We start from the raw sequence: 12,190 nt of genomic DNA, 5'->3' as shown, positions 1-12,190 counted from the left end.
CAAACATCCTCCCGGCCGGTGCGCGTGGATGCCGGGATCAGAAACATGAAGAAACTATCGTCAAAACAGTTCCGGACGCCGGCCTGAAAACCGGCGTCCGGCGAGACTTTATCTTAGACCGGGCACTTGGAGTCCGACATGTAGTCGTGGACCTTGATGGCGCCGGACTTGATGCCCTCGGCGGCTTTGTCGGCAGCAGCCTTCATCTCGGGGGTGATGAGCGCCTTGTTGTGCTCGTCGAGCGCCCAGGCCACGCCGTCCTCCTTGAGGCCGAGCACGGAGACGCCGGACTTGAAGGTGCCCTTCTTGGCCTGATCGAACACGTTGTAGGTGGCGTTGTCGACACGCTTGACCATCGAGGTCAGGACCTTGCCCGGGTGCATACCGTTCTGGTTGGAGTCGACGCCGATGCCGAGCTTGCCCGCATCCGCGGCAGCGCGCAGAACGCCGACACCGGTGCCGCCTGCCGCGTGGTAGATCACGTCCGCGCCACGGTCGATCTGGCTCTTGGCGAGCTCGCCGCCCTTCACAGGGTCGTTCCAGGCAGCGCCGGTGGTGCCGGTCATGTTCTGGAACACTTCGGTGTTGGGTTCGGCATGCTTCACGCCCTGCACGTAGCCGCAGGCGAATTTGCGGATGAGCGGAATGTCCATGCCGCCGACGAAGCCGACCTTGTCGGTCTTGGAGGCCATGGCGGCGAGGAGACCGACCAGGAACGAGCCCTCGTGCTCCTTGAACACGATGGACTGCACGTTCGGCTTCTCGACCACGGCGTCGATGATGGCGAACTGCGTCTTCGGGAATTCCTCGGCCACCTTCTTCAGGGCCGATTCCTGGCTGAAGCCCACGGCCACGATCGGCGAATAGCCGTCGCGGGCGAAGCGGCGGAGCGCCTGCTCACGCTGCGCATCGTTCTGGGGTTCGAAATCGCGATATTCGGTGCCCGTGTCCTTCTTGTACTTCTCCGCGCCCGCGTGAACGCCTTCGTTGAAGGATTTGTCGAACTTGCCGCCGAGATCGTAGACGACGGCGGGCTTGAAGGCTGGCTGCTGAGCAAAAACTGCCGTAGCGGAAAAAGCGAGGCCTGCGAGTGCGAGACCGAATTTGGTGACTGTCATCGGCAAAGTTCCCTGTTTGACGCCGGCTTTGTTACCCGGTTGCGCCTTGACGATGGCACGGGAAGGGCCATGCCGCCAAGCGCCTGTCAAGCCGCACCGGTCAATTCCTCCCAGAATGGTTGATAGGCGCGCGCATGTCGATAAGGTCTGGCCATGACCCTCTCCAGCGACGAAATCGAACGTTACGCCCGGCATCTGGTCCTTCGCGATATCGGCGGCCCCGGGCAGCTCAAGCTCAAGGCCGCTCGCATACTCGTGATCGGCGCCGGCGGCCTGGGTGCGCCGCTGATCCAGTATCTGGCCGCGGCGGGGATCGGCACGATCGGCATCGTGGACGACGACGAGGTCTCCCTGTCCAATCTTCAGCGGCAGGTCATCCATGGAATGGCCGACCTCGGCCGCCCCAAGGCGGAGAGCGCGGCGGAGGCGGTCCGGCGGATCAACCCCCACGTGGCCGTGGAGGTTCATGCCAGCCGCCTGACGGAGACGAATGCCCGCAGCCTGGTCGGCTCGTACGATGTGGTGGCGGACGGATCGGACAACTTCGAGACCCGCTATGCGGTCTCGGACGCCTGTTTCTTCGAGGGCAAGCCCCTCGTCACGGCGGCCCTCGGGCAGTTCGACGGCTCGCTTACCACGATCCGGGCCCATGAGGCGGGACCGGACGGGCGGCCGAACCCGACCTATCGCTGCCTCTTCCCCTCCCCGCCTCCGCCGGGTGCGATCCCGACCTGCGCCGAGGCCGGCGTCCTGGGGGCGCTGGCCGGGGTCATGGGCAGCCTGATGGCCATGGAGGCGATCCGAGAGATCACCGGCTTCGGCGAGAGCCTCGTCGGCCGGCTTCTGATGGTGGATGCCCGCTCGATGCGGTTCGATACGGTCCGCTACGGCTGGGACGAGAACAATCCGTTGAGTGGTACCCCACCGGCGTCATCCCGGACGGAGCGCAGCGAAGATCCGGGATCGTTCGGAAAGCTCGCAGATGGCTAAAGCCTTCTACGTCTATATCTTGGCGACGCGAAAGGACGGGCCGCTTTATATCGGCATCACCAGCGATCTGCATAAGCGGGTCTTTGAGCATAAAACCCATACCATCCCTGGGTTTACCGCCCGCTATAATGTGGATCGGCTCGTTTACTTCGAAGTCTTCGACGACCCTTTGACGGCCATCGCCCGTGAAAAGCAGCTCAAAAAATGGCGGCGAGCCTGGAAAATTGAGCTGATCGAGCGCGACAACCCCGAGTGGCGCGACTTGGCGGAAGAGTTCGTTCCCTAGATCCCAATCGGCATCCCGAATCGGGCAGAACCGCGATCCGGGATTGAAGGACGAGTAAAGCGCCCTGTTCCGAGGGCGATCCCGGGTTCCGCTGCGCGGCCCCGGGATGACTGCCAAGGGGTCACCCCCGCAGAACCGCGCCGGTCTTCTTCGAGACCTCGCCGACGATCTTGGCCGAGACGGCTTCGATCTCGATGTCGGTCAGCGTCTTCTCGGTCGGCTGGAGCGTCACGGCGATGGCGACGGACTTCTTGTCCGGGTCGATGCCGGTGCCCTCGTAGATATCGAACACGTCGACGCCCACGATGAGCTGGCGCTCGGCGCCCTGAGCCGCCTTCACGATGTCTCCGGCCTGCACCTGACGGCCCACCACGAAGGCGAAGTCGCGGGTGACCGGCTGGAAATCGGACAGCGCCAGCTTCGGCTTCATCTTGGTGGGCTTCGCCTTCGGTGGCGGCAGCGCATCCAGGTTCAGCTCGAAGCCGACCAGGGGCCCCTTGAGATCGAGCGCCTTGAGCACCTTCGGGTGGATTTCGCCGAAGGCGCCGACCACGTTCTTGGGGCCGAACTGGAGGGTGGCCGAGCGGCCGGGATGGAACCAGGCGGGACCGCCGGCGACGACCTGCAGGCCGCCGGCCGGAATGCCAAGCGTCGCCAGCAGCGCCATGACATCGGCCTTGGCATCGAAGGCATCGACGGTTTGCCCGCCGCCGTTCCAATGGCGGCCCACGCCCTCGGCCCTTGCGGTGCCGCGACGGACGGCCGCCGCCTTGACGTTCTGGCCCTCCGGCTCATCCGAAGAGAAGGTCTGGCCGACCTCGAACAGGGCGACATCGCCGAATCCGCGATCCGCATTGCGTTGCGCGGCCTTCATCAGGCCCGGCAGCAGGCTCGGGCGCATGTCCGAAAGCTCGGATGCGATCGGGTTGGCCAGCGCCAGACGCGCATCGCCGCCCCCGAAAAGCTCCGCCTCGTGCTTGGCGATGAAGGACCATGTCACGGCCTCCACCAGACCGCGGACCGCCAGCGTGCGCTTGGCGAGCCGGGTGCGCTTCTGGATCAGGGTCAGGATCGGCTTGGCGACTGCCGCCTCCAGGCGCGGGAGCGGCTTCGGCTCGATGCGGTCGACGCCGGCGATGCGGATCACCTCCTCGACCAGGTCGGCCTTGCCCTCGATATCCGGCCGCCAGGACGGCGGCGTGACGCTGACCCGGTCGCCCGAGCCGGACAGGCCGAAGCCCAGCTTTTCCAGGATCTGCTTCGATTCCGACGGCTGCACGTCGAGCCCCGACAGGCGCGGCACCTCCGACCAGGGGAAGTCGATCACCCGGCTGGTGTCGGGCACCTCGCCTGCCACCGTGGCCTCCGTCGGTTCGCCCCCGCAGAGATCGAGAACCAGCTTGGTCGCCAGATCGAGCCCCGGCACGGTGAATTCCGGATCGACGCCGCGCTCGAAGCGGTAGCGGGCATCGGTGATGATGCCGAGCTTCCGGCCGCTCTGCGCGATGTTGAGCGGGTCCCACAGAGCGGATTCGATCAGCACGTCCGTGGTGGTCTCGTCGCAGCCGGAATGCTCGCCGCCCATGATGCCGGCAATCGACTCGACGCCGGCCTCGTCGGCGATGACCACGGTGCCGGGATCGAGCCTGTAGGTGCGCCCGTCGAGGGCCAGCACCTCCTCACCCTCCTTCGCCCGCCGGACGGTGAGGTTGCCCTTCACCTTCCTGGCGTCGAAGACGTGGAGCGGACGGCCCCGGTCGAAGGTCACGTAGTTGGTGATGTCGACGAGCGCGTTGATCGGCCGGAGGCCGATGGAGAGAAGCCGGCGCTGCATCCACTCGGGGGACGGGCCGTTCTTCACGCCGCGCACGAGGCGGAGCGCGAAGGTCGGGCACAGATTCTCGTCCCCGCAGGCGAAGTCCAGGGTCACCGAGACCGGGCAGGCCCCCTTCCCCGCGGCGGACGGAACCGTTCCGTCCTTGAGCGTGCCGAGACCCGCAGCGGCAAGATCGCGGGCGATGCCATAGATCGAGGTGCAGTCCGGCCGGTTCGGCGTGAGGTTGATCTCGATCACCGGGTCGTCGAGACCCGCATAGGCCGCGTAGGCCTGACCGACCGGCGCATCCTCGGGCAGGTCGATGATGCCGTCGTGATCGTCGGAGATCTCGAGTTCCGCGGCCGAGCACAGCATGCCCCGGCTCTCGACGCCACGGATCGTGCCGATGCCGAGAGTGATGTTCTTGCCCGGAATGTAGGTGCCGGGAGGCGCGAACACGCTCTTCATGCCGGTGCGGGCATTGGGAGCGCCGCAGACCACCTGGATCGGGGCGCCCTCGCCCGTATCGACCACGCAGACGCGCAGGCGATCGGCATTGGGGTGCTGCTCGGCGGAGACCACATAGGCCACCTTGTAGGGCGCCAGGGTCTTCGCCTTGTCCTCCACGCCCTCGACCTCCAGGCCGATGCGGGTGAGCGTCTCCACGATCTCGTCGAGAGAAGCCGTGGTCTCGAGGTGATCCTTGAGCCAGGAGAGGGTGAATTTCATCGTTGCTCTCCTTTTACGCCGTCAGGCCGCTCACGAGGCTCGGAATGTCGAGCGGGCGGAAGCCGTAATGGTTCAGCCAGCGCACATCCGCCTCGAAGAAGGGGCGCAGATCCGGCATGCCGTATTTCAGCATGGCGATGCGGTCGATCCCCATGCCCCAGGCGAAGCCCTGGTACTCGTCGGGATCGAGGCCGCAATTGCGCAGCACGTTCGGGTGCACCATTCCGCAGCCGAGGATTTCGAGCCAGTCCTCGCCCTCGCCGAAGCGGATTTCGCCGCCCTTGCGCGAGCACTGGATGTCCACCTCGGCCGAAGGTTCGGTGAAGGGGAAGAAGGACGGGCGGAAGCGCATCTTCACCTGGTCGACCTCGAAGAAGGCTTTGCAGAACTCTTCCAGGATCCACTTCAGGTGCGCGATGTTCGCCTGCTTGTCGATGACGAGGCCCTCCACCTGATGGAACATCGGCGTGTGGGTCTGGTCGGAGTCATGACGGTAGGTCCGGCCCGGGATGATGACCCGGATCGGCGGCGCCTGGCTGGTCATGGTGCGGATCTGCACCGGCGAGGTGTGGGTGCGCAGCACCTTGCGCTCGCCCTTCTCGTCCGGGGCGAGGAAGAAGGTGTCGTGCATCTCCCGGGCCGGGTGGCCGACGGGGAAGTTCAGGGCCGTGAAGTTGAGGTAGTCCGTCTCGATGTCCGGCCCCTCGGCCACGGAGAAGCCCATATCGGCGAAGATCGCCGTCAGCTCCTCGATCACCTGGCTGATCGGGTGGATGCGCCCGCGGCTCTCGGGAGCCTCCGGCACGGGCAGCGTCACGTCGATGCGCTCGGCGGCGAGACGGGCCTCGAGGGCTGCCTCGGCCAGGGTGTCCCGCCGGGTCGCGATGGCGGTCTGCACCTTGTCGCGCAGGCCGTTGATGAGAGGGCCGCGCTCCTTGCGCTCCTCGGGCGTCATGGCGCCGAGGGTCTTGAGCAGTTCGGAGACGGAGCCCTTCTTGCCGAGCGCGGAGACGCGCACGGATTCGAGAGCCGCTTCGTCGCCGGCAGCTTCGACCTGGGTCAGCAGGTCACGTTCGAGTTGATTGAGATCGGTCATCGGTCCCTTGCCAGATGCAAGCGCTTGAGTGATGCGCGGCACGGGAACCGTCAAGCCTTCCGAGCCGCAAAATGTCAATGACGGCCTTCGGGCCGTCGGTGCGGATGGTCTCGGTGGCGGGAAAGGGCGGCGCGACGGGAGATCCCCGCCGCGCCGAAGCCAGGTTGTCCTTACGCAGCCGCCTGCTGAGGCAGGGAAGCCTTGGCGCGCTCCACGTAAGCGGCGAAGGCCGCCGGCTCGTGGATGGCCATTTCGGACAGGACCTTGCGATCGACCTCGACCCCGGCCTTGCCGAGACCGTCGATAAATCGGGAATAGGTCAGGCCGTGCTCGCGGACCGCCGCGTTGAGACGCTGGATCCACAGAGCGCGGAACGTGCGCTTCTTGTTCTTACGGTCGCGATAAGCATACTGCATGCTCTTCTCGACCGCCTGCTTGGCGATGCGGATGGTATTCTTGCGGCGGCCGTAGAAACCCTTGGCGGCCTTCAGAACCTTCTTGTGCTTGGCGTGGGCGGTAACGCCCCGTTTGACGCGGGCCATTTAAAAACTCCTTCAAAATCAGGGATGTAAGAGACCGCCTTAACCGTTCGGCAGGAAGTACTTCTTCACGTTGTACGCATCGCCCTCGAACAGGACGTTGGTGCCGCGCAGGTTGCGGATCTGCTTGTTGGTCCGCTTGATCATCCCGTGGCGCTTGCCGGCCTGGGCGTAAACGACCTTGCCGGTGCCAGTGATCTTGAAGCGCTTTTTCGCGCCCGACTTCGTCTTCAGCTTGGGCATTTGGCTCTCCTTTGGACAGGCCGCGAGGGGGCGAACCGCCCTTTCGGCCTTTTCATTGCTGCTATGAGCAAAACAAACCGCCACGGCAGCCCTTAATCAGCCGGGCGGTTCGATGAAGGGCGGCTTATGGCAGAAGACCGCCCAAAAAGCAATGGCCGCCGGTTGCCCGACGGCCACGAATTCCGTCCCGGCCGGCGGCTTACCGCGGCGCCAGGACCATGACGACCTGACGGCCTTCGAAATTCGGCTCCTGCTCGACCTTGGCGAGATCGCCCACGTCGGACTTGACCCGGTCCAGGACCTTCAGGCCCAGGTCCTGGTGCGCCATCTCGCGGCCGCGGAAGCGCAAGGTGATCTTGACCTTGTTCCCTTCCTCGAAGAAGCCCTTCATGGCCCGCATCTTGACGTCGTAATCGTGATCGTCGATGCCCGGGCGCAGCTTGACCTCCTTGACCTCGACGGTCTTCTGCTTCTTGCGCGCCTCGGCGGCCTTCTTCTGCTCCAGGAAGCGATACTTGCCGTAGTCGAGGATCTTGCAGACCGGCGGGGACGAGTTGGGGGCGATCTCCACCAGATCGAGCCCCGCATCCTCGGCCAGGCGCAACGCGTCGAAGAAGGGCATCACACCCTTGTTCTGGCCGGATTCGTCAATCAGCTGCACTTCGCGAACACCGCGAATGTCTCGGTTGGCGCGCGGTCCGTCTTTCTGCGGAACCGGCATCGGTCTCATTGGTCTGCGAATGGCTCGTATCTCCTGTTTGACGGGCTCAGTCGGGAATGGCGGCCACTGACGGGGCCCGCTGACTCATGCTCGACTTTTGCCACGGATAACCTGACATTTCGCGCAAATGCGCGCGAAGTCAACTTGTTCTGCGCGTGAAATGGCCTTCCAGCTGCTCGGAATACACATCCAGCGTGCTGGCGACCATCCGCTCCAGCGAAAAGTGGTGCTCCACATGAGCCCGCGCACGGGCTCCCAGCGCGATTCGGGCGCTGGCGCCCAGCCCCAGGGCCTCGCCCACGGCCTCCGCCAGGGCATCCGCGTCGGCCGGCGGGATCCGCCAGCCCGTCCGTTCATGGGACTGGACCGCGGGCGGGGACAGGACCGTCTCCGGCACGGCGCCGAGATCCGACACGACGACGGGCGTCCCCATGGCCTGGGCCTCCACGGCCGAACGGCCGAAGGCCTCCGGTTCCGTGGAGGGAACGGTCACGACCGATGCGGCCAGGAAGGCCGCCGGCATGTCGGTGCAGTGCCCTACCCGGCGAACGACGCCCGTCAGCTTGCGGGCTTCGATGAGATTTTCCAGGTCACGAACGTATGAATCGCGTCCCTGCGGGTCGCCGGCCAGGATGTAGGCCACGTCCCTCACCCCCTGGTCGCGAAGCTTGGCCGCCGCCTCGATGAGGATCTTCTGGCCTTTCCAGCCCGTCAGGCGCGCCGCCAGGAGCACGATCCGCTCGTGAGGAGCGACGTTCCAGACCTTCCGCAGGTTCTCCACCCGCTCCGGCGCTACGGCCGAAGGCGAAAACACGGAAAAATCCGTTCCGCGATGGATGACCCGGATCCGATCCGCACTCTGGGGATAGACCGACCGGATCAGGTCGCCCGTATAGTGCGAGTTGGCGATGATCGCGTCGCCGCGCGCCATCACGGAATTGTAGAGAACCTTCACCGACGACCGGCCGGAATAGCTTCCGTGATAGGTCGTCACGAAGGGAAGGTTGAGCGAGCGCGCAGCCCCCAGGGCGACCCAGGCGGGGGCACGGGAGCGGGCGTGGATGAGAGCCACTCTCTCGTGGTAGCAGATACGGGCGAGCCGCCGCACGTTGACCACCATGGAGAACGGGTTCTTGGTCGCGGCGCGAAAGGGTATCCAGACGCCGCCCTTGGCCTGAAGCTCGCCGACGAGGCGCCCGCCTTCGGTCGCCACCAGGGCCCGGGCTCCCGCCTGGGCAAGCCCCTCGGCGATGTCCACGGTGGTGCGCTCCGCACCGCCGGCCTCGAGCTCTGGAATGATCTGGAGGATCGTCCGTCCCGCCAGCGGATGGAACTGGGAGGTCGGAAACGCCATCCCTCCGCCGGGTCGCGTTGAAAAACTCACAGATGTAAGAGCCTTTGTCGGAGAATCATGCGTAAACGTTGCGTCAAAGCAGTTGAGGATGAGTTAACCATGCCGCAAAGCCACACCGTCGGCCAGGGGGCCGAGGCGCGTCAGATTGCTGTGCTCATACGGGAGGGCAAGGGCCCTCCGGTCGTCTGGCTCGGCGGCTTCAAATCGGACATGCGTTCCACGAAGGCGGCCTTTCTGGACGAGTGGGCGGAGCGAACCGGGCGCAGTTTCCTGCGCTTCGACTATAGCGGCCATGGCGAGTCGGGCGGAGCCTTCGAGGACGGCACCATCTCCCGCTGGCTGGAGGATACGCTCCAGGTCCTGGAGCGGTTCGTCACCGGCAGGCCCATCCTCGTCGGCTCCTCGATGGGAGGGTGGATCGCCCTTCTGGCCGCACGGCGCCTGATAGCGGCGCGTCCGGACCTCAGCCCGGTGGGAATGGTGCTGATCGCTCCCGCCGTGGACTTCACGGAGAGGCTGATGTGGGACCGGTTTCCGGAGGACATCAAGCGGGCCGTCGAGGAGACCGGCGTCTATCACCGCCCCTCGGCGTATTCGGAGGATCCCTATCCGATCACGAAGGGACTGATCGAGGACGGCCGCAACCATCTTCTCTTCGGCGGCCCGATCCAGACGGGCTGTCCCGTCCATATCCTGCAGGGGATGGAGGACCCCGACGTGCCCTGGCAGCACGCGCTGCAACTTGTCGAGCACCTGCCGGGGGACAGCGTTTCTCTTACCCTCATCAAGGATGGAGATCACCGCCTTTCCCGGCCGGAGGATCTGGAGCGCCTGATCGGGGCGATCAAGGCGATGGTCTGAGGCGAGAGGTGAGCCTTAGTGGAGGCTCACCGTCTCGAGATCGTGGGCCCAGGCATTGGCCACGGCCGCATCGCGGGTGTCGGTCAGGACGATGGGCTCGCCGCTGGCGGACAGGAGTGCGAAGAGTTGCAGGCCGGGCTGGATCTTCGGCGCCTGGGGGAAGAGCCTTGCGACGTCGTCCGAGCGCAGGGGCTTCACATAGGCCATCTGGCCCTCGCCCAACGTGGCCAATTCCGCCGCGTTCAGGGGGATCTCAGGATGGATCTTGGTGTTGTGGTTCATGGTCCTCTCCTTTGCGGACGCCGTCACGCCTTGTCCTGGCTGATGATATCGATCTTGCGGATGATCCGCTCCGGCTCGGGACGGGCCAGATCGATCGACAGCAATCCGTTGGACAAGTCGGCGCCGAGAACCTCCATGCCGTCGACGAGGAGGAAGGCGCGCTGGAACTGACGGGCGGCGATGCCGCGATGTAGGAAGTGCCTTGCCTTGTCGTCGGTCTGCCGCCCCCTGATGACGAGCTGGTTTTCCTCCAAAGTCACCTCCAGCTGGTCCCGGGTGAAGCCGGCGACCGCAAGAGTGATCCGGAGACGCTCGGGGGCGTGCTCGGTTCGAGCCAGACGCTCGATGTTGTAGGGCGGATACCCGTCCCCTGCTGCTTTTGCGACCCGGTCGAGCGCCTGCTCGATCTCATCGAAGCCTAACAGAAACGGATGCCCAAAAGGCGACTGACGCGACATGTTCGAAGCCCAAGGTTAGAGGCACTTCGGGTGGTTTTGAGCCCGCTCCTGCGGCACTCAAGCGACCATGACAGGTTCGCTCTCAGCAATATGGATATGCTCAAGGGGGCGATCAAGCCCCACGCCCGGGAAGCCCTTCGCGGCCGCCCGGTTATGGCTAAGATTGTCTTTCGAGCCTGCGGCGGCGGACGCGCCGGATCAGAGGCGCTCCCGCCACCAGGCGATCTGCTCGGACACGCGGACGGGCGAGGTGCCGCCGAAGCTCGTGCGCGAACGGACGGAGTTCTCCACGCCGAGAACATCGTAGATGCCCTGATGGATCCGGGGCTCGACCGCCTGCATGGCGTCGAGAGGCAGGTCTTCGAGGCTGCAGCCGCGCCGCTCTGCCTCCGAAACGATGCGCCCGGTGATGTGGTGGGCGTCACGGAAGGGAATGTTGAGGCTTCGCACGAGCCAGTCGGCGAGATCGGTAGCTGTGGAGTAGCCGGCTCCGGCCACGGCGGCCATGCGCTCCGCCACCGGCTCCAGGTCCTGGATCATGCCCGTCATGGCGGCAAGGACGATCTCGAGGGTGTCCGCGGCATCGAACAGCGGCTCCTTGTCCTCTTGGGTGTCCTTCGCATAGGCGAGCGGAAGACCCTTCATCACGGTCAGGAGGGACATGAGCGAGCCGACGATCCGCCCGGTCTTGCCGCGCACCAGCTCGGCCGCGTCCGGATTGCGCTTCTGCGGCATCATGCTGGAACCCGTGGTCCAGCGGTCCGGCAGCCGCACGAACCCGAAGGGTGCCGACATCCAGATGATGATCTCCTCCGCCAGCCGCGACAGATGCACGGCGCAGATCGAGGCGATCGAGAGAAATTCCAGGATGCTGTCCCGGTCGGACACGGAATCGAGGGAATTGCGGGTCGGGCCGTCGAAACCCAGCGCCTGCGCGGTCATGTGCCGGTCGATGGGGAACGAGGTTCCGGCCAGGGCGCCGGCGCCGAGAGGGCTCTCGTTCAGGCGCCTGCGGGAGTCGCGAATGCGGCTGCGGTCGCGGCCGAACATTTCCACATAGGCCATGAGATGATGACCGAAGGTCACGGGCTGGGCGCTCTGCAGGTGGGTGAAGCCGGGCATGACGGTGGCGGCGTGCGGCGCGGCCTTGTCCAGGAGCGCGGTGAGGAGCTTCGTCAGCTGCTCGTCGGTGCGGTCATGGGCGTCGCGCACCCAGAGACGCGTGTCGGTGGCGACCTGATCGTTGCGGCTGCGTGCGGTGTGAAGCCGCGCCGCCGGGTCTCCGACGATCTCCCGCAGACGGCTCTCCACGTTCATGTGAATGTCTTCGAGGGCCTTCGAGAAGGCGAAGCCGCCGGTCTCGATCTCCCCCAGGACCCGCTGCAATCCCGCATGGATCGCGTCCCGGTCGCTCTCGGCGATGATGCCCTGTTTCGCCAGCATGGCGCTGTGCGCGATCGAGCCCTGAATGTCCTGTGAGGCCAAGCGCTTGTCGAAATCGATGGAGGCATTGATCGCCTCCATGAGCGCGCTGGGCGATGAGGAGAAGCGCCCTCCCCACATGGTGTTGGCACCGGGCTTCTTGGCTTCGTCGGACACTTTGTTTCATCCAGGATTGAGGTTCAGGAGCTTTGCCACAGCCGGGCCTTGCCGCCAAGCCGCATCCTCGTGCCCGTGCATTAATCACCTTGCGCAAT

At 65.3% G+C, this 12,190-nt stretch carries 13 protein-coding genes; 3 read left to right on the top strand and 10 right to left on the bottom strand.

Annotation, left to right across the window (positions count from 1 at the left end; genetic code table 11):
• Positions 1-113: 113 nt before the first annotated feature.
• Positions 114-1,118 (bottom strand): BMP family protein, encoded by a 1,005-nt coding sequence (locus ACFOYU_RS07255; protein WP_226736845.1) that lies wholly within the window; start codon positions 1,116-1,118, stop codon positions 114-116.
• A gap of 153 nt (positions 1,119-1,271) precedes the next feature.
• Between ACFOYU_RS07255 and ACFOYU_RS07250 the strand changes: the two genes are divergently transcribed.
• Both ACFOYU_RS07250 and ACFOYU_RS07245 read left to right on the top strand, forming a co-directional pair.
• Positions 1,272-2,108 carry a molybdopterin-synthase adenylyltransferase MoeB gene (locus ACFOYU_RS07250; RefSeq protein WP_226736847.1) on the top strand — a complete coding sequence of 279 codons (837 nt, stop codon included), beginning with the start codon at positions 1,272-1,274 and terminating at the stop codon, positions 2,106-2,108.
• Positions 2,101-2,394 carry a GIY-YIG nuclease family protein gene (locus ACFOYU_RS07245; protein ID WP_377033040.1) on the top strand — a complete coding sequence of 98 codons (294 nt, stop codon included), beginning with the start codon at positions 2,101-2,103 and terminating at the stop codon, positions 2,392-2,394. The genes ACFOYU_RS07250 and ACFOYU_RS07245 overlap by 8 nt, the downstream gene beginning before the upstream one ends.
• A 121-nt stretch (positions 2,395-2,515) precedes the next feature.
• On the opposite strand, the gene pheT is transcribed toward ACFOYU_RS07245, so the two are convergent.
• The 6 genes from pheT to ACFOYU_RS07215 form a co-directional block, all read right to left on the bottom strand.
• Positions 2,516-4,939: a phenylalanine--tRNA ligase subunit beta gene (pheT, locus tag ACFOYU_RS07240; RefSeq protein ID WP_377033039.1), complete on the bottom strand. Its 2,424-nt coding sequence runs from the start codon at positions 4,937-4,939 to the stop codon at positions 2,516-2,518.
• 13 nt (positions 4,940-4,952) lie between these two features.
• Complete coding sequence (pheS, locus tag ACFOYU_RS07235) at positions 4,953-6,035, bottom strand: phenylalanine--tRNA ligase subunit alpha (protein ID WP_377033038.1); 1,083 nt, start codon at positions 6,033-6,035, stop codon at positions 4,953-4,955.
• A gap of 170 nt (positions 6,036-6,205) precedes the next feature.
• Positions 6,206-6,577 carry a 50S ribosomal protein L20 gene (gene rplT / locus ACFOYU_RS07230; RefSeq protein WP_226736856.1) on the bottom strand — a complete coding sequence of 124 codons (372 nt, stop codon included), beginning with the start codon at positions 6,575-6,577 and terminating at the stop codon, positions 6,206-6,208.
• A gap of 39 nt (positions 6,578-6,616) precedes the next feature.
• A complete protein-coding gene (gene rpmI / locus ACFOYU_RS07225; protein ID WP_226736858.1) occupies positions 6,617-6,817 on the bottom strand; it encodes a 50S ribosomal protein L35 in 201 nt (66 codons plus the stop codon).
• Positions 6,818-7,016: 199 nt separating this feature from the next.
• Positions 7,017-7,538: a translation initiation factor IF-3 gene (gene infC / locus ACFOYU_RS07220; protein WP_226737104.1), complete on the bottom strand. Its 522-nt coding sequence runs from the start codon at positions 7,536-7,538 to the stop codon at positions 7,017-7,019.
• A gap of 139 nt (positions 7,539-7,677) precedes the next feature.
• Complete coding sequence (locus ACFOYU_RS07215; RefSeq protein ID WP_377033037.1) at positions 7,678-8,892, bottom strand: glycosyltransferase family 4 protein; 1,215 nt, start codon at positions 8,890-8,892, stop codon at positions 7,678-7,680.
• Between the two features lie 99 nt (positions 8,893-8,991).
• On the opposite strand from ACFOYU_RS07215, the gene ACFOYU_RS07210 reads away from it, so the two are divergent.
• Complete coding sequence (locus tag ACFOYU_RS07210) at positions 8,992-9,753, top strand: alpha/beta hydrolase (protein ID WP_377033036.1); 762 nt, start codon at positions 8,992-8,994, stop codon at positions 9,751-9,753.
• A 15-nt stretch (positions 9,754-9,768) separates the two neighbouring features.
• On the opposite strand, the gene ACFOYU_RS07205 is transcribed toward ACFOYU_RS07210, so the two are convergent.
• From ACFOYU_RS07205 to argH, 3 genes are all read right to left on the bottom strand, one after another.
• Positions 9,769-10,035, bottom strand: a complete 267-nt coding sequence (locus tag ACFOYU_RS07205; protein WP_226736864.1) for a DUF1150 domain-containing protein — start codon at positions 10,033-10,035, stop codon at positions 9,769-9,771.
• Positions 10,036-10,058: 23 nt separating this feature from the next.
• A complete protein-coding gene (locus ACFOYU_RS07200; RefSeq protein WP_226736866.1) occupies positions 10,059-10,493 on the bottom strand; it encodes an Hsp20 family protein in 435 nt (144 codons plus the stop codon).
• A 198-nt stretch (positions 10,494-10,691) separates the two neighbouring features.
• Complete coding sequence (gene argH, locus ACFOYU_RS07195; RefSeq protein WP_377033068.1) at positions 10,692-12,056, bottom strand: argininosuccinate lyase; 1,365 nt, start codon at positions 12,054-12,056, stop codon at positions 10,692-10,694.
• Positions 12,057-12,190 lie beyond the last annotated feature (134 nt).

The sequence above is a fragment of the Microvirga sp. GCM10011540 genome, assembly GCF_042650665.1.
GTDB classification, from domain to species: domain Bacteria; phylum Pseudomonadota; class Alphaproteobacteria; order Rhizobiales; family Beijerinckiaceae; genus Microvirga; species Microvirga lenta.
The sequence above is the reverse complement of the archived record's forward strand: the minus strand, read 5'-3'. Positions and strand labels throughout refer to the sequence as shown.

Coding starts and splice junctions, on each gene's coding strand:
- ACFOYU_RS07255 (WP_226736845.1), bottom strand. CDS start 1,118: ATGACAGTCACCAAATTCGGTCTCGCACTCGCAGGCCTCGCTTTTTCC.
- ACFOYU_RS07250 (WP_226736847.1), top strand. CDS start 1,272: ATGACCCTCTCCAGCGACGAAATCGAACGTTACGCCCGGCATCTGGTC.
- ACFOYU_RS07245 (WP_377033040.1), top strand. CDS start 2,101: ATGGCTAAAGCCTTCTACGTCTATATCTTGGCGACGCGAAAGGACGGG.
- pheT (WP_377033039.1), bottom strand. CDS start 4,939: ATGAAATTCACCCTCTCCTGGCTCAAGGATCACCTCGAGACCACGGCT.
- pheS (WP_377033038.1), bottom strand. CDS start 6,035: ATGACCGATCTCAATCAACTCGAACGTGACCTGCTGACCCAGGTCGAA.
- rplT (WP_226736856.1), bottom strand. CDS start 6,577: ATGGCCCGCGTCAAACGGGGCGTTACCGCCCACGCCAAGCACAAGAAG.
- rpmI (WP_226736858.1), bottom strand. CDS start 6,817: ATGCCCAAGCTGAAGACGAAGTCGGGCGCGAAAAAGCGCTTCAAGATC.
- infC (WP_226737104.1), bottom strand. CDS start 7,538: ATGCCGGTTCCGCAGAAAGACGGACCGCGCGCCAACCGAGACATTCGC.
- ACFOYU_RS07215 (WP_377033037.1), bottom strand. CDS start 8,892: ATGGCGTTTCCGACCTCCCAGTTCCATCCGCTGGCGGGACGGACGATC.
- ACFOYU_RS07210 (WP_377033036.1), top strand. CDS start 8,992: ATGCCGCAAAGCCACACCGTCGGCCAGGGGGCCGAGGCGCGTCAGATT.
- ACFOYU_RS07205 (WP_226736864.1), bottom strand. CDS start 10,035: ATGAACCACAACACCAAGATCCATCCTGAGATCCCCCTGAACGCGGCG.
- ACFOYU_RS07200 (WP_226736866.1), bottom strand. CDS start 10,493: ATGTCGCGTCAGTCGCCTTTTGGGCATCCGTTTCTGTTAGGCTTCGAT.
- argH (WP_377033068.1), bottom strand. CDS start 12,056: ATGTGGGGAGGGCGCTTCTCCTCATCGCCCAGCGCGCTCATGGAGGCG.